General features: G+C 71.8%; 18 protein-coding genes. 4 read left to right on the top strand and 14 right to left on the bottom strand.

Going from position 1 to position 20,696, the window contains the following annotated elements; genetic code table 11:
- Positions 1 to 155: 155 nt before the first annotated feature.
- The 3 genes from AB8O64_RS02390 to AB8O64_RS02400 are packed head-to-tail and all read left to right on the top strand — an operon-like array spanning position 156 to position 3,764.
- Positions 156 to 1,406, top strand: a complete 1,251-nt coding sequence (locus tag AB8O64_RS02390; RefSeq protein WP_370417607.1) for a hypothetical protein — start codon at positions 156 to 158, stop codon at positions 1,404 to 1,406.
- Positions 1,403 to 2,998: a substrate-binding domain-containing protein gene (locus AB8O64_RS02395; RefSeq protein ID WP_370417608.1), complete on the top strand. Its 1,596-nt coding sequence runs from the start codon at positions 1,403 to 1,405 to the stop codon at positions 2,996 to 2,998. Before AB8O64_RS02390 ends, AB8O64_RS02395 begins: the two co-directional genes overlap by 4 nt.
- Complete coding sequence (locus AB8O64_RS02400; protein WP_370417609.1) at positions 2,988 to 3,764, top strand: hypothetical protein; 777 nt, start codon at positions 2,988 to 2,990, stop codon at positions 3,762 to 3,764. Before AB8O64_RS02395 ends, AB8O64_RS02400 begins: the two co-directional genes overlap by 11 nt.
- Before the next feature lie 686 nt (positions 3,765 to 4,450).
- Here AB8O64_RS02400 and AB8O64_RS02405 read toward each other — a convergent pair.
- Both AB8O64_RS02405 and AB8O64_RS02410 read right to left on the bottom strand, forming a co-directional pair.
- A complete protein-coding gene (locus AB8O64_RS02405) occupies positions 4,451 to 5,425 on the bottom strand; it encodes an alpha/beta hydrolase (RefSeq protein WP_370417610.1) in 975 nt (324 codons plus the stop codon).
- A 106-nt stretch (positions 5,426 to 5,531) separates the two neighbouring features.
- On the bottom strand, positions 5,532 to 6,698 hold the full coding sequence (locus AB8O64_RS02410; RefSeq protein WP_370417611.1) for a glycosyltransferase: 1,167 nt from the start codon (positions 6,696 to 6,698) through the stop codon (positions 5,532 to 5,534).
- A 540-nt stretch (positions 6,699 to 7,238) separates the two neighbouring features.
- Between AB8O64_RS02410 and AB8O64_RS02415 the strand changes: the two genes are divergently transcribed.
- A complete protein-coding gene (locus AB8O64_RS02415; RefSeq protein ID WP_370417612.1) occupies positions 7,239 to 7,910 on the top strand; it encodes a PhzF family phenazine biosynthesis protein in 672 nt (223 codons plus the stop codon).
- Here AB8O64_RS02415 and rox read toward each other — a convergent pair.
- The 12 genes from rox to AB8O64_RS02475 all read right to left on the bottom strand — a co-directional run bounded on the left by rox (position 7,890) and on the right by AB8O64_RS02475 (position 20,632).
- Complete coding sequence (rox, locus tag AB8O64_RS02420) at positions 7,890 to 9,326, bottom strand: rifampin monooxygenase (RefSeq protein WP_370417613.1); 1,437 nt, start codon at positions 9,324 to 9,326, stop codon at positions 7,890 to 7,892. The genes AB8O64_RS02415 and rox overlap by 21 nt on opposite strands.
- A 225-nt stretch (positions 9,327 to 9,551) precedes the next feature.
- Complete coding sequence (locus tag AB8O64_RS02425; protein ID WP_370417614.1) at positions 9,552 to 10,160, bottom strand: hypothetical protein; 609 nt, start codon at positions 10,158 to 10,160, stop codon at positions 9,552 to 9,554.
- A gap of 194 nt (positions 10,161 to 10,354) precedes the next feature.
- Complete coding sequence (locus AB8O64_RS02430) at positions 10,355 to 10,813, bottom strand: hypothetical protein (protein WP_370417615.1); 459 nt, start codon at positions 10,811 to 10,813, stop codon at positions 10,355 to 10,357.
- Complete coding sequence (locus AB8O64_RS02435) at positions 10,800 to 12,056, bottom strand: Hsp70 family protein (RefSeq protein WP_370417616.1); 1,257 nt, start codon at positions 12,054 to 12,056, stop codon at positions 10,800 to 10,802. Before AB8O64_RS02435 ends, AB8O64_RS02430 begins: the two co-directional genes overlap by 14 nt.
- Positions 12,053 to 14,077 (bottom strand): dynamin family protein, encoded by a 2,025-nt coding sequence (locus AB8O64_RS02440; RefSeq protein ID WP_370417617.1) that lies wholly within the window; start codon positions 14,075 to 14,077, stop codon positions 12,053 to 12,055. The genes AB8O64_RS02435 and AB8O64_RS02440 overlap by 4 nt, the downstream gene beginning before the upstream one ends.
- A gap of 8 nt (positions 14,078 to 14,085) precedes the next feature.
- Positions 14,086 to 14,649, bottom strand: a complete 564-nt coding sequence (locus tag AB8O64_RS02445; RefSeq protein WP_370417618.1) for a hypothetical protein — start codon at positions 14,647 to 14,649, stop codon at positions 14,086 to 14,088.
- Positions 14,646 to 15,200: a hypothetical protein gene (locus tag AB8O64_RS02450; RefSeq protein WP_370417619.1), complete on the bottom strand. Its 555-nt coding sequence runs from the start codon at positions 15,198 to 15,200 to the stop codon at positions 14,646 to 14,648. Before AB8O64_RS02450 ends, AB8O64_RS02445 begins: the two co-directional genes overlap by 4 nt.
- A 28-nt stretch (positions 15,201 to 15,228) precedes the next feature.
- The gene (locus tag AB8O64_RS02455; protein ID WP_370417620.1) at positions 15,229 to 16,056 is read right to left on the bottom strand and encodes a C39 family peptidase; all 828 of its coding nucleotides are present in this window, start codon (positions 16,054 to 16,056) and stop codon (positions 15,229 to 15,231) included.
- Entirely contained in the window at positions 16,053 to 17,783 is a 1,731-nt protein-coding gene (locus AB8O64_RS02460; protein ID WP_370417621.1) for a dynamin family protein, read from the bottom strand. The genes AB8O64_RS02455 and AB8O64_RS02460 overlap by 4 nt, the downstream gene beginning before the upstream one ends.
- Positions 17,784 to 17,787: 4 nt before the next feature.
- Positions 17,788 to 18,942, bottom strand: a complete 1,155-nt coding sequence (locus tag AB8O64_RS02465; protein ID WP_370417622.1) for a hypothetical protein — start codon at positions 18,940 to 18,942, stop codon at positions 17,788 to 17,790.
- Positions 18,939 to 19,841 carry a PP2C family serine/threonine-protein phosphatase gene (locus tag AB8O64_RS02470; RefSeq protein ID WP_370423769.1) on the bottom strand — a complete coding sequence of 301 codons (903 nt, stop codon included), beginning with the start codon at positions 19,839 to 19,841 and terminating at the stop codon, positions 18,939 to 18,941. The genes AB8O64_RS02465 and AB8O64_RS02470 overlap by 4 nt, the downstream gene beginning before the upstream one ends.
- 20 nt (positions 19,842 to 19,861) lie before the next feature.
- On the bottom strand, positions 19,862 to 20,632 hold the full coding sequence (locus AB8O64_RS02475) for a hypothetical protein (protein WP_370417623.1): 771 nt from the start codon (positions 20,630 to 20,632) through the stop codon (positions 19,862 to 19,864).
- Positions 20,633 to 20,696: the final 64 nt, after the last annotated feature.

The following is a 20,696-nucleotide window of genomic DNA, read 5'->3' on the forward strand; positions in this document are numbered from 1 at the left end:
GCCGAGATACCACCAACGACCTTGCTGGCAGCGCCAGTTGTTCACACTCCCGTTCCCCTCCATTACGCGACGCGCCACCCCGCGGTGTCACACTCGCTCCCCTATCAACGCGTGCACGGCATGGGGGGTCCTGGCGTGACCGGGCAGGAGGAGTCGTGACCACCACCGGGGGCAGATCGACCGTCGAGGAACCGCGTCTGGCCATCGAGCGCCGGGCGCCCTCCTTATGGTCGCGCCGGCGGTTCCTGGTGGTCATAGCCCCCTTGCTGGCCACCGTTCTGACCGGCGCGGCGCTGCTCGCCCTCTCGGGGAATTTCCTGCTCCCCTTCCAGCGGGTGGTCACCCTGGAAGGCAAGATGGGGTCGAAGGGGGACTTCTTCGGGGACGAGGAGGTCCGGCGCATCCTGATGCGGCATCACATCAAGGTCCACATCACGAGCTCGGGCTCACGCGAGGTGGCGGTGCGCAACATCGACTCGTACGACTTCGTCTTTCCGTCCGGACAGCCCGCGGGAGACCTGATCACCAGCGAACGGGCGGCGAAGAACCAGTACAGCAAGGTGCACCGGCCCTTCGTCAGCCCCATCGTGCTGGCCACCTATCGCGGGTACGCCGAGACCCTGCGGGACGCCGGCATCGCCACCCCGCAGCGGAGCGAGGAGCCGGGCGGGTCGCTGTACTACACGCTGGACATGGCGAAGTTCCTCGATCTGGTGGCCCGCGACGGCGGAAACCGGTGGAACGACATCGGCATCCAGCGGCACGGCACCACCAATGGGAACACCGTCCTGGCCCAGACGTCGGACATCTGCCGGTCCAACTCGGCGGGCACCTATCTGGGGCTGGTCGCCTTCACCCGGAACCACGACGACGTCCCCGACACCGAGCGGGAGGCCGACCGGCTCGCCACGCAGATCAAGCCGCTCCTGGTGCGCCAGGGTCTGCCCGCCGCCGATGTGTTCCAGACCTACAGCTCGCCGGAGGGAAAGGGAATCTCCCCCATCGTGGTGGCCTACGAGCACCAGTACCTCGCCTATCAGCGCCAGTTCCAGGCACAGTACGGCAGGGTCGACTCGGAGCGGGTGCTGCTCTACCCGAGCAGTCAGTTCGTGACGCAGCCCCAGTTCATCGCCCTCACCCCGGACGGTGAGCGGCTCGGCGAGCTGGTCGTCCGGGACCCCGGTCTGCGCCGCCGGGCCATGGAGCTCGGCTTCCGGGTCCTCGATCCGACCGGGGCCGTGGCCAGTGACCAACTGTCGGCCTTCCTCAAGGGCAACGGCATACCCGTCCCCGCGGCGGGCTCGGGCGACACCAAGTCGTTGATGCCCCGGCTCGCGCTCCTCGAGCGGATGATCTCCGCCGTCGGGGACTGTCCGCCCGCCGAGCTGCCGGAACAAGCCCCATGAGGCCCGGTCTCCGCCTGCCGCGGCTGCTCACGCTCTGCGTGGTACTGGCACTGCTCGCCACGGCCACCACATCCTGCTCCTCCGACGAGGGCGACGGCACCACCCTCGACGTCCTGGCCAGTTCGGAACTCGCCGACATGAAACCCCTCCTCGACGACCTGCGGCGGGACACCGGTGTCAGGCTGCGGATGGACTACCGGGGAACCGTGGACGCCAGCAACGGCCTGACACCCGGCCGCTACCACCACGACCTCGCCTGGCTCTCCTCCGACCGCTGGTTCCAACTCAAACTCAAGGGTGCGGGAAGCAGGGTCGAACTGCCGCTGTCCCAGCGGACGATGTTCTCCCCCGTGGTCATCGGCATGAAGCGGAGCGTCGCCGATCGTCTGCGCCGGGGCACGAAGGACGGGCAGATCTCGTGGGCGGACGTCGCCGACGCCGCGGCGGCCGGGTCGCTGCGGTTCGCGATGGCCGACCCGCGGCGCACCAACAGCGGACTGGCCGCCCTGGTCGGGGTGGCGACCGCCGCCGCGGGCACCGGAAAGGCCTTGCGCCTGGAGGACGTCTCCTGCGACCGGCTCCGTGGGTTCTTCGCCGGCCAAGCCCTCACCGAAGGGTCCACGACTGCCCTGGCGGACACCTTCGTCCGGCGGCAGGGCGAGCTCGACGCGCTGATCACCTACGAGTCGTCGCTGCTCTCCCTCAACGCGGACGGCAGGCTCGGCGAACCGCTGGAGGTCGTCTACCCCAAGGACGGCATGGTCCTGTCGGACTACCCGCTGCTGCTGCTCGACCCGGCCAAACGCGCCGCCTATGACAAGGTGGTCGCCTGGCTGCGGAGCGATCCGGTCCAGAAGAAAATCATGGAGCGTACGCTGCGCCGCCCGCTCGACACGTCCGTGCCCAGGGACCCCCGGCTCCGCCATCCCGTGGGCAACGCGCTGTACTTCCCGGACCGGCAGGAGGTCGTCGACCGGCTGCTCGCGGACTACGGCGGCGCCGGGAAGGCGAAGCCGGCCCGGGTGATATTCCTGCTCGACTTCTCCGGATCGATGAAGGGCACCCGCATGGCGGAGTTACGGGCGACATTCGACGGTCTGGGCGGGGCGGACGACTCCCGGTCGGGGAAGTTCGTCCGCTTCTACCAGGGCGAGACGCTGACCGTGCTGCGGTTCGGCAGCCGGGTGCTCGACCAGCGCACCGTGACCTATCGCGGGCAACGGGACCTGGACGCACTCCGCTCGTTCATAGCGTCGGGCGAGGTCGACGGCGCCACCGCCGTCTGGTCGGCGCTCGACGCGGCTTACGACAAGGTGGCCGGCCTCGTCCGGGAGGACCCCGGGCGGCCGGTGTCGATCCTGCTCATGACGGACGGCGAGAACAACGCCGGTATGGGGCTCGACGCGTTCGTCCGCCGGTACGAGGCTCGGCCCGCAGCGGTGCGAGCCGTGCGTACGTTCACTGTCCGGTACAGCGAGGCCGGCACCGCGGAGCTGGACCGCGCGGCGCGCACGACCGGCGGACGCATGGTCGACGCCACCACCGGCTCCCTCCTCGACGCCTTCAAGGAGACCCGTGGGTGTGTTCACTGAGACGTGGTGGGGCGTCTGGTGGCCCTGGATGCTCGTCTGGTCGGTGACGGTGGCGAGCGTGCTGACACTCGCCGCCCTGCTGATACGCGATCTCCGCCGCCGTAGGCGTCCCGCCGGGCGGAATCTGAACTACAGCATCTGTTTCTACCTCCACAACACCGCGATCATGGACCAATATCAGATGGGCCGGTACACCGTGGCCCTCAGGAAAGAGGTCGAGCAGCGGACCAGTGACAACAAGGACGGGAACATCCGCGCCACGGTCTTCGGTATCGGCGCGGGCGCCGGCAGACGGGACAGCCGGGAGATCGTCAGCAGATATCTCGAGGTGGCGGAGCCCATTTCGGTGATCGGCGTCATCATGGACGTGCTGGAGCGCAATGACGTCATCGTCCACGTCGACCTGGTGAACGGCACCGTCCAGCGGAACGAGGCACTGCTCAAGGCACTGGCCACCACCCACGGCTCCCGCGCCCCGCAGGACAGCGTCCGGCTCCGCGACATCGAGGACTACGTCCTGCTCAGGGGCCGGTTCCGAAAGATCAGCGAGCAGCCGGAAGGCACCGTCTTCCTCGCGCCCTACGGCGACCCCGACGGCCCCGGCGCTTCCCCGGAGAGCCCCCGGGTACGCGTCACGTGCGCCACGGAAGGGCTGCGCGACGAGGTGCCCCGGGGGGCGTTCTCGGCGCGCTGCCTGGGCAAGGTCCAGGACTGGAACGCCGAGGACGCGGTCCTGGAAGTGCAGGCCATCGCCATCTTCCTCTAGCCGGTTTCCCCCATTGGCCGGGTGGTGTCCCTCAGCCCGATGCAGGAGACGCCCTATCGGTGATCGCAACGGGGCCAGTTGGCCGAGAAGCTCCAGTATCTCCCACTCGGTGGTTCCCTCAACCTGTCCGGGGCAGGCTCAGCCCACCCATCCCGGGACCGGGATTACGCTGGCGGGCATGGTCGGCACAATGGCACCACGGGCGGTCCGACGTGGGTAAGGGCGAGGGTGACGGGCAGGGTTCTTCGAGCCGCCAGGGAGGCGGTGGCTCGAAGACGTTGCCCGTGCTGTGGGTGCTACTGGTACTCAGCGGCTTGTGGTGGGTGGTCGTCGCCGCGGGCACCGACGGGTATGACGCGGAAGCGTGCGGGGACGGGCCGGGTGCGGGGAGTTGTGTCCGCGACATCAGCGGACAGGGCGACTGGAGCGACCGCCTGATGATGTGCGCCCTCCTTCCCGCCGCGCTCGCGCACATAGCCGTGGTGTCGCGCCTGCACCGCTCGCGCCGAGTACTGGCTGTGGCCGCGGCATCCTTGCTGATCACGAGCTCCGTGCTCAGTTGGAGGGTCATGCAAGCACACACGGCATCCCATGACGCGATCGGCGAGGACGCCGGTCGGTCCGGCCTCTCGACACCGTCGTGGGCGAGGCCGAACTGACGAGGAATCACATCTGCCGGAGCGAGCTCAGGCGATACCGCGGGCCAGCTCCGCGAGTGCCGAGACCAGGGGGGCGCGTCGGTAGGGGCCCATGTGCGGGGCCCGGACGGTTCGTACCGTGAAGCGGTTGCGGGGGGTCAGGGCGTCCGCCTCGGCGATCATCCGGTCCTGGAGTGCCGGGGGAATCATCCGGTCCTCGCTGAAGCGGATGTACGTCCGGGGGATCCGGCCCCAGGTCGCGGCGTCGACACGGGCGTCCGTCACGGCGATGCCCGCCGTCTCGTCCGGGTCGAGGGTATTGATCAGCGCCCGGAAGGCCACGTCCGGATAGCCGGCGGCCGTCGCCGCCTTGAGCTTCGCCAGGAAGTCCGGGTCCCCCGAGCGCCAATTGGCCCGGGTGATGCCGAGTTCGGGCGCCGTCGCGATGCCGGGGATCGTGAACGCCAGGCTGTCCTTGGCTTCCGGTGCCTTGAGGTAGTCCAGCAGGGTCGGCAGCTTCACCGGGCAGAAGGCCGCGACATAGGCGATGCGGTCGAGCAGTTCGGGAACGGCGTTGCCCACCCGGTTGACGGTGAGCCCGCCCTGGCTCTGCCCGACCAGAATCACGGGGCCGTTCCTCCGCGCCCGTCGGACGACGTCCACCACGTGGTCGGTGTAGTCGTCGAGGGTCACCTTGCCGAGCGGGGACGGCTCCGTCTTGAGTGCCTCGAGGTCCTGCGGCGCCTGGTAGGCGGCGGGGAAGTAGGCGTCCGGGCCGTGGCCGGGCAGGTCGACCGCGAGGGTGCGGTGGCCCAGCAGGGTGAGTTCCCGCATGTAGGGCGCCCAGCCGCCGGCCGAGCTGTTCGCGCCGTGGACGAATACGTAGGTCGGCAGCCGATGTCCGCCGTGTCCGCCGCCGTAGGGCGCGGCGTTCGCGCCGGGGGCGGCGGCGAGCGTTCCCGCCGCCAGGGCGCCGGTCGCGGCAGCCGTTCGTAGGACAGTGCGGCGCGTGTGGTTGGTCATGCCACGTTCCCTCTCATGGTCCTGAAATCATGCGAGTTACTGCCGAGATCGTCGCACGGGCGCCTCGCGGCGGGTCGTCAGGGGGCCTTGGGGAAGCAGTTTCTCTCTAGAGGCTGTCCCGTACTTCCGCGAGGTCGAGCGGTGGCAGTTGTGACAGCTCGGATTCGGCGGCGCGCATGGCGGCGTTGTAGCGCGAGGAGCCGAGGACGGCCGTCATGGCGGAGGCGATCTCGCCGCGCGGCGCCGTGAGGTCCAGCGCGAGGCCGAGGCCGCGCCGGGCGAACGCGGCGGTGTTGTCGGGCTGGTCGGCGAGAACGCCCATGCCCAGGACGGGCGTCGCGCCCTGCACCGCGTCGAGCAGGGACGCTCTGCCTCCGTGCGTCACGAACAGGTCGGCGCGGCGCAGGAGTGCGGGCTGCGGGACGTGCTCGACGACCTCGATTCGGGGGTCCGGGCTCGGCAGGTGCTCCGCGAGGTCACCCGCGGACACGATCGCGTCGCAGCCGATGTCGGCGAGAGCGGCCATGATCTCCCGGTATGCGCTCTCGATGACGGTACGGAGCCCGGACATCGCCGTGGTCAAGGTACCGAGACTCACGTAGACGAGCGGGCGGGAGGAGGGGGAGGAGGGGGAGGAGGAGCGGTCCAGCCACGCGTCGGGAAGGGCCGTCCGGAATTCCGCGACGGTGCGTCCGACCGCGCGCGCCGAGGGCGGGGGCGTCCCGTAGAACCACTGAACCGGTGCGGGGGTGAGCATCGGGGGGAGCACGGGTGTGTCCTGCTCGTGCTGCTTGTAGAGGGGAAGCAGGGCGGGCGCGATGTCGGTGTCCCAGAGATCCAGGAGGACCGGACCGAGGCCGTTGTCCGCTGTGAGCAGGGGCAATTCCAGGATTCGAGCCGCGAGGTGCGCGCCGAGGTCGCTGCATTCGGCGATCACCAGATCGGGCCGCACCCGTGTCCACGCGGCGAGCAGGTCATGGGCCTTCGCCTCGGTCTGTGCCGGCCAGAGGTGGCCGAAGACGTGCCGGTTGAAGGGCACGTTTCCGGACTCCTTCCAGATCTCGCTCGCCGTCTGTTGAACGACGGGCTCGCAGGTCCAGTTCGTTCCGGCGTCGCGGAACTCCACCCCGCGCCGCCTCGCTTCGCGGCGGAACATATGGGGGGCGTGGAGCGCGACGTGGTGACCCTGCTCAAGAGCCGGGCGGATCACGTAATCCAGCGCGGTCACATGCGAAGGTATCGGCTCAGCGGTGATCGCTATCCGTAAGGTCACGGATACTCCAGGGTATTTCGTCGATGCGGTATGCGGTGATCTGATCACGAGCCACAGAAACGATTCCTCTCGGGTGACGGTTGATTGCCGGCCTCCTCCATGGCCGCCATGCAGGACACGGTCCGAGTCAGCGCGCATCCTCGTCCCCTCTCACGTGGACGGGCCCGCCATGTGGCCGAGTCGCCGGGCGCAGGGATGGCAGACACCGCCCCGGGACGCCGGGGTGCGCAACAGCCCGTCGACGGCCGGGGCAGTTCGTCGGCGGACTGCCCTGGGCGCCCACGTCGGCCGAATGATTGCGGGGGCGGGGGCTCGTCCAGGTACGACACGGTCCAGACCGGGGTCTCCGAGGCAGCGGCCAGGTGGACTTGGGCTGTCCCGCATCTTCCCAGTCCGGCCGTCGCCGCGCCGGGGATGTTCTCTGACCGTGTGGGGGTTGCGCCGGATCCGCGCGTGGCGACGGGGCATCGGCGAGGGCCGCGCCGAAGGCGACGAGGGCGGACACAGGCCCGGGAGTGAGCGGTCATGTTGAATGCCGGGATGACCGACATCCAGGTACTCAGTGTCTTCGGCGGTCCCGGCGGCCGGGGCGGCAACACGCTCGGCGTCGTACGCGACGGCACCACCGTGCGCGGCGACGGGAGCCGGCAGGAGCTCGCCGCCGAACTCGGCTACAGCGAGACCGTGTTCATCGACGACGCCGAGCGCGGGGTGGTCGACATCTGGACGCCGTCCGCCCGCCTCGCCTTCGCCGGGCATCCGCTCGTCGGTGTGGGGTGGCTGCTGGGCACCGACGTGCTGCGCCCGCCCGCCGGTGAGGTCCCCGTCCGCCGGGACGGCGACCTCACCTGGGTGCGCGGGCGGGCCGAGTGGGCGTCCGGCCGGCGCACCGAGCGGTTCGCCTCACCGGCCGAGGTCGAGGCGCTGCCCGCGCCGCCCGTGGGTGAGGGGTGGCTGTACGCGTGGGCGTGGCAGGACGAGGGCGCGGGACGAGTACGCGCCCGTGCCTTCCCGCGGCGCGGTGACGGTGTCGTCGAGGACGAGGCGACGGGCGCGGCGGCGATCGTGCTCACCCACGAGCAGGGCCGCGCCCTGGACATCCGTCAGGGCGGCGGCTCACAGATCCTGACCCTCCCCCGCCCCGATGGCACCATCGAGGTCGGGGGCCGGGCCAGGCGGGTGGTTCCTCCGTCAGGCGGCGCGCTCGGCTGACGGGGCGCCGAACCACTGCGGCAGTCGGCTGAGCAGCTCCTGCTGGTCCTCGCCGACCCACGCCACGTGGCCGTCCGGCCGCAGCAGCACCGCGGGCACGTCCAGTTCCTCGCTGACGTCGACGACGTGGTCGACCCGGTCCGCCCAGCCCTCCACCGAGAGCCGGCCGGTCTGGTCGAGCAGCAGGCCGCGGCCGCCGCGCATCAGCTCGTAGAGACGCCCCTGCTTCAGCTTCACGTCCCGCAGGCGCCGGCCGAGCAGTTCGTGACCGTCGCCGAAGTCGTAACGGATCCCGACCGCGGTGATCATCTCGGTCACGTACCGGTTCACGACCTCGAATTCCAGCAGCTCCGAGAACATCTCCTTCAACGCCACCGCACCCGCGTCGGTCCGCAGCAGCACGCTCTGCGCGCGGGTGTTGCTCACCACGCGGGCGCCCACCGGGTGCCGTTCGCCGTGGTAGCTGTCCAACAGCCCCTCCGGCGCCCAGCCGGCCACCGCGGCGGCCAGCTTCCAGCCGAGGTTGAACGCGTCCTGGACGCCCGTGTTGAGCCCCTGGCCGCCGACCGGCGGGTGGATGTGGGCCGCGTCGCCGGCCAGCATCACCCGGCCGACGCGGTAGCGCTCGGCCTGCCGGGTGGCGTCACCGAACCGGGACAGCCAGCGCGGCGAGTGCACGCCGAAGTCGGTGCCCGCGACCTCCCGCAGCCGCTGCTTGAACTCCTCCAGGGTCGGCGCGGCACGCTCCTCGGCCACCCCGTCGGCGGGCACGATGACGCGGTACGTCCCGTCCGGGTTGGGGACCACGCCGAACCGTACGTAGGTCTTGCTGATCTCGGCCGCCACGGCGGCCACCGTCGCCGGGTCCTCGGTCACCTCCAGGTCACCCAGCAGCGTCTCGACCGTGGGGGGCTCACCGGGGAAGCCGACGCCGAGCAGCTTGCGCACCGCGCTGCGGCCGCCGTCGCAGCCGACGGCGTAGCGCGAGCGCAGGTGCGTGCCGTCCGCCAGCTCGACGGTCACCCCGTCCTCGTCCTGGTTCAGCCCGACCACCTCGCAGCCGCGCCGTATCTCGGCACCGAGCTCGACGGCCCACTCGGCCAGCACGCGCTCGGTGACCGGCTGCGGCATGGCGAGGCCGTAGGGGTGGGCGGTGTCCATCCGCTCCGGCCACGGCGTGGGGAAGGCGGCGAAGGGACCGCCGACCGAGAACGGCTCGCTGACCTCGCGGAACCGCTCCAGCAGACCGCGCTGGTCCATCACCTCGACGCTGCGCACGTGCAGACCGCGCCCACGGGACTCCGACGTCGGCTCCGCCAGCTTCTCCAGCACGACCACGTGCACACCGTGCAGTCGCAGCTCGCCGGCCAGCATCAGGCCGGTCGGTCCGCTGCCGACCACGATCACGTCAATCACAAAGTCCCCCAGGTAACGAAGTTGCATTTCGGCCAGCTGCTCCGTGCAGTCCGGCGGCACGCACCCGCGCACCTCCGCGTTGACGTTTCCGCAGGTCCGGCCTTGATCGACAATTCTGCGGCATGACCCGGGCCTTGCCGCAAGCCCCCCGGTGCGCTATAAATTGAGACAGGCAAGGAGCGCACGCTCTCCTTGCCTTTTGTCGTCTGTCACCACGTCACCCCGTCACCACGTCACCTCATGAGGTTCGGGCAGGACGAAGACCGTGGTGGCGCCGACCGTGAACATGTCCTCGCCGGCCCGCAGCGGTGAGCCGTCGAATGCCTTGTCGAAGGCGGCGTAACCATCGTCGGCCAGTACGGTCCGGACGTCCCTGGCAGCCACCCTCCGGGCGCCGACCGAGAAGTGGTCCAGGTCCACCGCGTAGCGCAGGAACGTGATCCGTTTCCTCTCCGTACCGTTGACCGATGCCTTCGCCGTGGTGCGCGGGTTCCCCAAGTGGCCGAAGAGTGCGTCGAGTTCGACTTTCTTGTCGTCGCGGGCGAAGGCCAGGCCGCCGTCGAGCATCGCCCCGCCGTCCTCCAGGGGGAGCGAGACCCTGCCGTGGGTGATCGGGAAGCGTACGCAGGTGGGGTTCGCGGGGTCGATGGAGGCCGGGGCGGTCGCGGTCATCGTGATGTCCGCGTCCTCCAGGGCCGCCGCGGCGGGGCCGGTCAGGCACAGTCCGGCCGAGCCGCGCACGGGCACCGTCGGGCCGGCGGCGGCGACCGCCACCGAGGTACCCAGGATCCCCACCACCAGGACGACGGGAGTCCACGCCAGCGCACGTCTCATTCCAGAACCTCCCACCGGGCGAGCCCGGGATCGTCACGATGGCCGTGCCCGACCGGCGGACGGGCCACGCACGTTCGCACCCGTCCTATAAGTAACACCGGCCTGGGCGGGCATCCGCGCACGGACGGCTCCGGTCGACGGCGGTTCAGTCGTATGGCGGGGAGGGAGCGAGGGGGAGCCGGGGGTCGCGTGTGTCACAGACGGCATTCCTCGCGGCACCACGCGAAGAGTTCGCTGGCCTCGGTGACCCATCGGTCGGCGGCCGTGTGGAAGTCCGCCCGTGGGATCGCGCAGGCCAGGGGCAGGGTACGGATCCCGGCCAGGTAGGGGCGGGCAGTGGTCAGATTGAAGACGGTCAGCATGGGGACCAGCCTGTCGGTGTTCCAGGCGTTGGCGGCGGCTGCCGCCAGGGCGAGCTGATCCCCCTTCAGGAAGCGGTCGTCGGTCATCAGGACGATCAGCAGACCGTTTCCCGTCGTGGTCACCGTCAGGCGGATCTTCCACGCCGCTTCGGGGGCGTCGCGCTCGATGGTCACGAAGGAGGCGTCGGCCTCGTAGGGCCATCGGTGGCCGGATGCCCAGGAACAGACCAGCTGCCGCCAGTGGGCGGCCAGTGGCATCGGTGTTTCCGACGCGGTGTCAGGTGCGGGCACGGCGCACCGCCTCGATCACCATGCGGTCGGTCAGTCCGGCGTCCAGCAGGGCCGCGATCCGGGGTGGCAGCGGACGGGAACGGGGCGCGGGCGACGGGAGCGCCGGCGAGGTCGTCACGCGTACGGGAGCGGTGCCGGCGGCCAGCCACGCGGCACCGGTGGCCACCGCGAGTTCCGGCTCGGAGACGTCGAGCACCGGTCGTCGCGTGTGCCGTACGAGATGGTCGCCGACCATGGGCAGACGGGAGCTGCCGCCTACCGGGACGATGAGATCGAGGTCACCCCAGTCGAGGCCGTGGGCGGCCAGCACCCGCTCGCACTCGGCGACGGTGTCCGACAGCAGCGGGCGGATGGCGTCCCGCAGTTCGGCCCGGGTCAGGGTGATCTCGACGGGCGGGTCCAGCATGGTCAGCAGGTCGGAGTGCTCGGAGGAGACCGACAGTTGGTGTTTAAATGCGGTGCACGCCTCGTGGAGCAGGGTCGCGCGGCGCAGCACCGCTGCGTCGTCCGTGCCGGTGGCCGCCCGCCGCAGGTCGTCCACGGCCTGCGGGCAGCGGTCGCGGACCAGGGCGAGTACGGCCTGGTCGACGGCGATGCCGCCGGAGTCGGCCAGGCCCCCGGGCGAGCCGAGGACGGTGAGGCCCTCCGTGGTCCCCCGCGCGATGGCCAGGTCGAAGGTGCCGCCGCCCAGGTCGTAGACGAGGAGGGTGCGCTCCCTGCCCGGGTCGTGGTCGTGCAGGGCGTACACGGCCGCGGCCACGGGTTCGCTGTACACCTCGATGGTCTCCGGGGCGAGGCCCGCGGCTCGGGCCGCTGTCCTCATCAGCTCCCGCCGGCCGCTCTCCCAGGTGGCGGGCACGGTGATCACAACGCGGGCGGGGGCGGTGGTGACGGCGCGCCGGGCCTGCCGGACGAGGAAGCCGAGGACCTCCGTCGCCAGCTGGGCGGTGCTGAAGCGTCGGTCGCCGAGCAGGTGCGGGGACGGCTGGCCGAACTCCTGCTTGAACCCCGACCGGAAGCGCTCCGGGTGCCGTAGCCGTGAGTTGTGCGCGGCCTGCCCGACCACCATGGACCGGTCGGGCAGCAGACAGACGGCGGTGCGCACGGATGTCGTGCCGTACGGGCTCACGGGGTCGCGCACCGGCAGCGGCGGGTGGCCGCGGCGCAGCACGACCAGCGCCGAGGACCAGGTGCCGAAGTCGATTCCGTAGACCGGTCCGGGCCGGTCGGCGTCGGTGGTCATGGCGCGTCGAACTGGCCGGGGTCGAAGAGACCGTGGGGAACCGGGGAGTCCGGGGGATCCGAGGAGGCCGGGGAGTCGGCGGTGGCACGGCGTCGGTCCGCCGGGCGCGGCGGCTGCCGGTCCGGACGGGGCGTCGGGGCGGCCGACTGCCCGATCCGGGAGCGCAGCCGGTCGAGTTCGCCTTGCAGATGGTGGTGGCGTTGTTGCCGGGCGAGAAGCTCGTCGCGCCGCCCCTCCAGTTGTTCCTCGGTCCGTGAGGTGGCTTCCTGGAGCCTGCGGGCGGACTCGGCGAGCGATTCACGCTGGGCCGCGAGCTGCGCTCCCAGCTCCTGTGTCAACGTCTGGGCGGTGTCCCCGTACGCCTGGTGGAACGCTTCCGTGGCGTGTCGCCGGTTGGCGGCGATCTCCTGGTTGACGAGGTGGAGCAGGCGGGCGGCCCGTTCCCGTTCGGCGCGTTCGCGCAGGTCGTCCCGGTGGTTGCGGATGCCGTGGACGACTCCGGTGACGCCCAGGCACGCGGCCACGGTGAAGCCGGTGACCGGCTCGACGAATCCCACCAGCCCGCCGGCGCCGAGTCCCGCCATGCCGGTCGACCAGCCGCTGCGGAGCAGGTCGAAGGCGCGGGCGGGGCGGACGTCGAGCGGCACGGTGGGGACGGCCACGGCGGGTGTGAAGGGAGGTGGGGGCACTTCGGGCGGGGTGAGGCGCAGGCTGGTGCGCTCGGCGAACTCGCGCATCAGCGTCACGGCCACCGTGGCCAGCCGCTCGTGGGCCTCGGTGAGCGCGTGGAGCATGCCTGCTGCCACCTCGCCGACCAGTTCCTCCGATCCGGGGTCGCAGCCACCGGCGGCCGCCTCCTGGTAGTGGCGCGACACCGCGTCGAAGGCCTCCTGAAGGCCGGTGCGGGTACGGCGGTTGTCGAGTTCGAAGCGCTGGCGCAGTTCGGTGCGCCACTCGGCGCCGCCCGCGGTCAGCCGCTCGATCCGCGCGATCGTTCCCGCGATGTCGTGCCGGAGGCGCCGCAGGGACGCGTCCGACTCCAGCGCGGCGAGTTCGTTGGCCGTCGGGGAGCCCGCCGTGGCGAGCGCGTCAGCGAGTCCGTCCAGGGCCCGGCGCAGCTGGACGGCTCCGGCGGCGGTGGCCAGCCCGTCCCACAGGGCGTGGTCCAGCTCGGGGAAGCCGGAGTCGGCGAGCAGCCGGTCGTCGGTGCGTTCTCCTTCCCGGCCCGCTGCCCGCTGCCTGTGCCGCAGCCAGGTGAGCTTGCGGAAGGCGGAGACGGGCACCACCACCAGGCTGTCCGCCGGGCGTCCGGTCCGCGCGGCGATCTTCTCGCGGGCGTCGTCGACCAGCGGGGAGGCGTCACGGACCTTGTCGGTCTTGGTGACGGCGACGATCACCACGTCGCAGGACGTGAGCGCCTCGTCGAGGAAGTCGAGTTCGTAGGTGGTGAGGGGGTCGAGGGCGTCGCAGGCGAAGATCAGCCCGTCGGCCCGGTCCAGGAAAGCGCGGGTGGCCGCGGTGTGTTCGGGGTTGGCGCTGCCCACGCCCGGGGTGTCGACGAGCACGAGACCGGACTTCAGCCGCGGGACCGGCGCCCGGACCTCGACCAGCCGTACGCGTTTGTGGTTGCGGGGGTTGCCCTGCTCGGAGACGTACGCGCCGAGGTCAGCGAGGTCGATCTCCGTGTGCCGCCCGGCACCGTCGGCCCGGGCCGGGTCGCCGAGGTGGACCCTGGCCCGCTCCCGGGGACCCCAGGCGAGGGTGGAGACCACGTTCGTGGCCACGTCGACGTCGACGGGGAACAGCCCCGGCCGCTCCACGAGGGCGTTCAGCAGGGTGGACTTCCCGTGTTTGAACTCGCCGCCGACTACCACGTGGCAGGTGCCCCGCTCCAGCCGGGCCCGGGACTGCTCCAGCCGCTCCCGCCGACGGGGGCCCAGTTCGTCGGAGAGTTCCTCGGTGAGCCGGGGGAAGGCGGCCAGTACGTCGGCGCGCAGCCGGCCGAAGGGGTTGTCGCGCACGCTGTGGTTCACCTTTCCTCGGGCAGGTGCCGGCCGAGGAACCTCGGGGCCAGTCGCCGGTAGAAGGGGGCCAGGGAGGGTTCGAGCAGCCGTCGCAGCAGCTCGCCGAACGGCCCCGCCCACGCCCGCGCGGGCGGCCGTCCGTGCGCGAGACCGTCGAAGAGCTCGTCGTACAGGCCGAACAGCCGGGCGCGCTCCGCCAGGTAGGCGGCGGTGGACAGCCCTTCGACGGCCGGGTGCGGAAAGCGCCCCACAGGCCGCTCCCACTCCCGCCGCGACCGTTCGGGCTCCTTGAAACGCAGGTCGGTGTACTCGGCCAGGCGCCCGGTGGACCAGTCGAGGGCCACCGTGGCGAACGGCGGGAAGAGGTCGGCGCCCCCGGCCGGGTCGGGGCGCATGACGAGCAGCGGCAGACGGACGTAGACGCGGGGCGCGCCGTCCTGCAGTACCGGCACGGGCAGCGGCCAGCCGATGCCCGCCTCCATCGGGGCGAGTTCGCGGAACGTCCGGGAGCGGCGCAGGATCTGGCAGAGGGCCTCGGACCTCGGGCGGTCGCTGTCGGTGGCGGTCATCGCGCGTCCCGCTTTCCGTGCTCGGCTTCGGCTCGTGGGGTCCGGGGGCCCACGTACGGCACGTAGGAGACGACTTCCTGGGGCCGCAGCAGCACGTCCCGCCAGAGGTAGCCGGGGCGGACCGTCTCCGCGATGCGGTCGCTCAGCAGGCCGGAGGGGTCGTCGCGGGTGGCCACCACATGGTGGCGGGCGGGGTCCACGGGGCCGGTGTCCTCGACGGACGTCACGCCGGAGGCGGCCAGCGCGGCCACGACGCCCCGGCGCACCCGGTCCAGTACCGGTCCGTCGGCCGCGGGCGGGTCGCCGGCCAGTCCGGCCAGCCGGTCCAGCAGCTCGATGAGCGGCGCCGCCGCGGGCGGCACGGGGTCCGGGGCGGGGCGCGGCTCGGTGACCACCGCGTCCGGCGGCTTCCCGTACGCGGCGCGCAGTTCGCCCTCGATCCGGTCCCGTTCCGCGCCGAGCCACGCGGCGCACCTGGCGGAGATCCCCGCCAGGGATTCGTGGGCCACGGTCGGCGGCCGGTCGGGAAGGGGAGGTGTCGGGGGTCGCACGGGCCCGGTCCTCTGCTCGTGTGTCATGTCATGCCTCCGGGCGTTCGGCGGTGACCAGGAGGTTGCCGGAGTCCTGCCAGGCGGCCATGAACTCGTCCAGCGGGACCATCAGACCCTGCCCGTCGGGGTGCCCGGAGTCGTTGAGCACCACCATCGGATGCGCGGGGTCGCTGTGGTCGAACCCGGTGACCCAGACCGCGTGGTTGGCGTCCTGACCGGGGATGCCCGGCAGGTCTCCCAGGGTGTCGTCGGCCAGGTCGTGGCCCGGTGCCCAGATCTCGTCCGCGTCGAGGCCGACGATGGCGGCGTCGCCACGGCTCAGTACCTGCTGGAGCTGGGCCAGGGACGCGCCCTCGGTGTGCTCCACCCGGATCCCGTGCAGCTCCAGCAGATTCCCCACCGCGTCCGGCGAGGTGCCCGCGCCGTCGAACCACCCTCTGGCCGCGGCCTCCGCCGTGAGCTGCTCCTCGCTGACCCGCTCCCCCGTGAGGTATTCGAGGACCATGCCCTGGGCGCCGATCGCGCAGCCGCCCTCACCGGTGTGCTGATGCCAGACGCCCATGGCGCCGCCCGGGTCGCCGACGACGGCGTGCGGGTCGCTGTGGGCGGGGGTGTAGTTCGGCAGGTCGGCGACGCCCGCGAGGGCCGGGGCGTCACCGTGGTCGAGCTCCGCGCCGTCGTGCGGGTTCAGGAAATCCGTCCACTCCATGGGGTCCGGGGTGCCCACGAGGTCCCTGGGGTCGAAGAGCTCCCCGTCGGACGCCGGGTCCAGTAGTGGTTCGCATCCCTCCCCGTCGTACGCGTTCGCGCCCCCGTCGTACGCGCCCGTACCCCCGTCATACGTACTCCAGCTCACCGACCGCCTCCTCCGTCCGTCTCGTCCCTGGCCGCCCCGCCCGGCCCTTCGTCGCCGTCCCCGTACAGCAGCGCCTCCGCCCGGCCGACCAGGTCCGCGACCCGCTCGTACGACCGCAGGACCACGCGGGCGACGGCGAGCGTGGGCCGGTCGAGCAGCGGGTCGCAGCAGCGCGCGGCCCAGTGCGCGGCGTGGCGGCGGGCCGTCCGCAGCAGTGTGGCCACCGGGGTGCCCGCCGGAAGGCCCAGCCGGGCGGCGCAGCTCGGCCCCGACTCACCGGTCACCGCCAGCAGCTGGGACTCCTCCGCCGCCGTCAGGCTCAGCCCGCCCCGGTAGTAGGCGGCCAGGGCGGCCAGTTCGGAGGGACCGGCGTCGGTGACCCTCATGTCCTCCAGCAGCCCGGCCACCCGCCCCGCCACGGCCGGCGGGGGCCGGTCGGCGAGCTGCGCCGTCGTGCGCAGCCGGGCCACCTCCTCGGCGATCTCCCGCTGGCCGTGGTCGAGCTTGATCAGTGCGGCGCGGTTGCCGAAGTGCCGCAGGATCCGTTCGCGCAGCCCGATGACGCCGCTGCGCTCCAGCAGCAATCGGCGGGTGGCGTCCTCGCCCAGACCGTCGCGCAGGGCGCCGCACGCGAGGAAGACACCCCAGGCGCCCATCCGGTCCACCAGCGCGGCCCGGGTTCCGGCGGGTACGGGCAGCGACGGGTCGTCGCGGACGCAGAAGAGGTTGACGTCCTCCATCAGCTCCGCGAGCCGGTGCGGTGGCATCTTCGCCAGGTCCGCGAGCGGCTCGAACGCGGCGGACGGCATGCACTGGGCCGCCACTCCCAGCAGCCCCGCGACGGGCAGGACGGTGTGGAACACGCGGCGCACGGCCGGCCGTTCACGACAGGAGTCGGCGATACGGCGGGCCGTGGCCATGGGGTCATGGGCCATGGGGTCGACGGGCAGTCCGTCGGGGCCCGTCTCGCCGGCGGGCGGCCAGTACTGGTCGGCGCGGGTGAGCACACCGAAGGCCTTCAGCGGGCTCACCACCGCGCCGTACGCCCCGGCGAAGGAGTCGACGGCCTGCTGGTCGGCCCGGCCGAGGCCCCGGCTGAAGGCGAAGACGACGGCGTCGGCGCGGTCCATCTCGGCGGCGCTCTCGGCGTGCACCGACCGGGCGTCACGCCCCAGCCGCCGCAGCGCTCCGGCGGCGTCGGCCCGCTGGCCCGGGTCGTCGATGCCCAGGAAGGCCAGGGTGTTCTCGGCATCGGTGCCGTGCACACTGCCCAGGCCCGGGGTGTCCACCAGCCGGAAGCGGCGCAACAGCGGGCTGGGACGGCCCACCTCCACCTTGCGTACGGAACGCAGCAGCCGCGCCCCGGCGGGGTCGCGCGCGGTCAGCCGCGACAGCGCACCGGGCGGTAACTCCCTGGCGGGACTGCCGTCCTTGAAGTGGACGAGCAGCCGCGGGCGCTCGGCATGGTGGAACTCGCATATGTTGAAGGTCAATTCGAGTCGCCCGGTGTCGGCGATCTCCTCACCGAGCAGCGCGTTGACCAGTGTGGTCTTCCCGCGTTTGATCTGTCCGGCCACGGCCACCCGCATCGGTGCGGTCATCCGGGCCCGTGCGGAGCCGACGAGGGCCAGCAGATCGGCGGACGCCGGGTCGGCGGGATCGACGGCCCGGGCGATCCGCTCGAAGACATGATCGTGCGTGCCCATGGGGTCGGGTAACGGCCGCATCACGTCACCTGACCGTGGCAATCAGCATGATGACGAGGAGGACGGCTGACGCCACGGCCACGAACCTGAGCCACTCCGGCGGGATCGTAGGCTGCGGGCCGGGGGCCGGGGCGGGTGGGGCCGTCGGCGGGTTGAAGGCATCGTGCCCGGTAAGCCGGGCCCGGTCGCACCACGGGCAGCCGGCCAGGTGTGTGCTGTGCGCGTGCCGCGGGCGAGTGGGGCACGTCGTCACCGCACCCTCGGCCCTCGCCTGCTCCAGTGCCTCGAGCCAATGCCGGGCCGAGGGCCGTGACGCCACCTCCCGCAAGCCCGGCCCGAATGTCTGCCGGGCCAGCTCCAGCACCGCAGGTGGCAGCACCGTCGGGTCGATCACACCACGCGGCAGATACACCGACTCCGGCCGTACGACGAAGCTTCGGCTGGCGGTGATGTTGTCCGAGATCAGTACGTCGTCCTCGCTGTCGCGGGGCACCCCGCCGAAGGGGTGGTATCCGGCACTGAGCAACTGGTAGATCAGCACCGCCAAGGCGAAGTCGTCGCTGTGCGCGCTGCCGGGGGCACCGGCCAGCCGTTCCGGGGACGCGTAGTCGGGGGTGTGCAGGAAGGCCGGGAACACCTCGCGCGTCACCGGGTCGGTGAAGCCGATCGAGTCGCAGTCCAGGAACGTCGCGAAGCCCCTCTGGTCGACGACCACGTTCTTGGCGGAGAAGTCACCGATGACCAATCCCTCGTGGTGCAGCCGGGCCGTCATGAAGGCCAGGTTCCAGCAGACGCCGAGCAGGAACCGCCAGTCGGCCTGCTCGGGAAACCGGCGCAGCCGCTGGTCACGGCTGAACAACCCGGTGAGCTGTACATGTTCGGGACCGGCGTAGCGGCCCATGCCGTAGCCGAGGAACGCGCCGTCCGCCGTGTACGCGAGCCCCACCGGCCAGGCCAGCTCGGGCGGCTGGCCACTGCCCACCGGGCGGCCGGCCAGCGGACTCAGGGTCAGCATCCGCCTCAGCCGGTGCTCCCGGGCCGCGTCGGGCTCGTGGTAGACCTTGACCACCAGATCATCGGCGCCCTCCACACCATGGACGGCCGCCTCCAGGCCCGAGCCCAGCGGCTGATCCAGCAGGACGACCGGCCGACCGTTCAACCGCACTTTCCGGCCCGTCACGACAGGCCCCTCCCCCACTCCCGCCGGGCTCCGCGCACGGCCCGGACGAGCGTCTTGTCGTCGGCGTTGAGCGCGGTGAGCCGGTGCGAACGCAACAGCGCCCCCAGGTCGTCGGCGTCGGCCTGCGGGTCCGGCCCCGGCCGGTCCAGCGCCCGCAGCACGGAGGTGGCGAACGACCGGTTGGGCACCAGCCGTCCCCGTCCGTCCGCGGTGGACAGGGCCGCCTGCGCCAGACCGTCGGTGGACAGCAGCACACCGTCGACCCCGTCGTCACGGACACAGTCGATCCGTACCCGCGATGCGGCGTCCGGCGAGCTGAGGAACGTCGTCTCGTTGCCGTACTCCCCCGGTGGCTCCGGCTGCGGCAGAAGGTGGAACTGCGGTGCGCCGTCCGTCTCACCGGCGCGCAGCACCACGAATCCGTCCCCCAGGGAGGTGTGCCCCACCCAACCGGGGCCGAGCGCCAGCACGGTGAGGGTGGTGGCGAAGTCCGCCGGTCCGCCCCTGTCCCCGGCCAGCTCCCGGGTGTCGTCGAGGAAGGTCTCCACCACCTCCCGGAAGGCGTCCCGCTGGAGCCGGGCGAGGGCGTTACCCCCGCCCGGCTCCCCCACTTCCCCCGACTCGCCCGCCGCCGTCGCGAAGGAGGCGAGATGCCGTCCGAACACCGAGGTGGCGAGCCGGATCGCGAGGTGTGCGCCCTCTTCGGACCGGGGCCTGCTGCCGGCCCCGTCGGCCACGGCCAGCACCGTGATCCGGGCACCGGGCGGCCCCGCGCACGCCTGCCCCCAGGCGTCCTGACAGGGCAACCCCTGCTGCACGTGCCGGTATCCGCGCACGCTCAGGCCGTGCACCCGCCACGTCGCCGCTGGGGAACGCCCCGTTCCCACCACCCTCGACACCTCGCCCCCGCCTCCGTCGCTCAGTCGTCCCACGCGGAACGCTGTGTCTTGAAGCGGGCGAAGAGCTGCTCGAACGTCGCCTCCTCCGCTCCCCTCTGCTCCGCGCCGGCGCTGGCCGACATGGTCTGGAGCAGGTCCTTGAACGGGAACCCCTGCAGCGTGGCGTGATACGTCGGGGCCAGCTCGCGCAGCACCTGCTGCCCGTACTCGCTGATGCCGCCGATACCGAAGGCGTAGAAGCGGAACCTCTTCGCCTGCTGTTCCGCGGCGAGGACCGGGATCAGCCGCCGCCATGCGGAGGTGACCCGGCCCGCGGTGTCGGTCGGCAGGCCGTCCGTCACCAGACAGACCTGCGGACGGTAGTACTGCAGGCCCTTGCGCCTCAGTTCCGTCTTGCGGTTCGCCACCAGGGGTATCGCCGCCTCCACCGCCTCGGTCAGCAAGGTGACCCCACAGGCGGCGAGGCGCGGCGGCTGGAACAGCTGGGCGGGGACGAACGGGCTGACCGGGGCTCCCGGGGCCAGTTGGTGCGGCCCCTGCCAGATGCCGATGCCCGCGCCGCCGAAGGTCACCAGGGCGATCTCGACGCTGTTGCTCAGCGCCGGGTCGTTCCTGATCTCATCTCCCCAGGTGGCCAGTGCCTCGTTGAGCAGCCGGATGGGCTCACCGGCCATGGAGCTGGAGGTGTCGAGGAGGAGCAGCAGCGGCAGCCGCTGGGCGTTGTTGTTCTCGATCTCGATGTCGGTGAAGGACGCGGGCATGTCCTGCGTGGGCAGGTCCTGCGGCGGCACGGGTGGCCGCTTCGGTATTCCGGATATCACGTTGTCCCCCGATGGTTGTGCGTTGATGTTCCGG

Source organism: Streptomyces sp. QH1-20 (genome assembly GCF_041283565.1).
GTDB classification, from domain to species: domain Bacteria; phylum Actinomycetota; class Actinomycetes; order Streptomycetales; family Streptomycetaceae; genus Streptomyces; species Streptomyces syringius.

What these genes read in the sequence shown, in the direction of transcription:
- AB8O64_RS02460 (WP_370417621.1), bottom strand. Translation starts at nt 17,783, where the DNA reads ATGCGGCCGTTACCCGACCCCATGGGCACGCACGATCATGTCTTCGAG.
- AB8O64_RS02415 (WP_370417612.1), top strand. Translation starts at nt 7,239, where the DNA reads ATGACCGACATCCAGGTACTCAGTGTCTTCGGCGGTCCCGGCGGCCGG.
- AB8O64_RS02445 (WP_370417618.1), bottom strand. Translation starts at nt 14,649, where the DNA reads ATGACCGCCACCGACAGCGACCGCCCGAGGTCCGAGGCCCTCTGCCAG.
- AB8O64_RS02435 (WP_370417616.1), bottom strand. Translation starts at nt 12,056, where the DNA reads ATGACCACCGACGCCGACCGGCCCGGACCGGTCTACGGAATCGACTTC.
- AB8O64_RS02425 (WP_370417614.1), bottom strand. Translation starts at nt 10,160, where the DNA reads ATGAGACGTGCGCTGGCGTGGACTCCCGTCGTCCTGGTGGTGGGGATC.
- AB8O64_RS02405 (WP_370417610.1), bottom strand. Translation starts at nt 5,425, where the DNA reads ATGACCAACCACACGCGCCGCACTGTCCTACGAACGGCTGCCGCGACC.
- AB8O64_RS02395 (WP_370417608.1), top strand. Translation starts at nt 1,403, where the DNA reads ATGAGGCCCGGTCTCCGCCTGCCGCGGCTGCTCACGCTCTGCGTGGTA.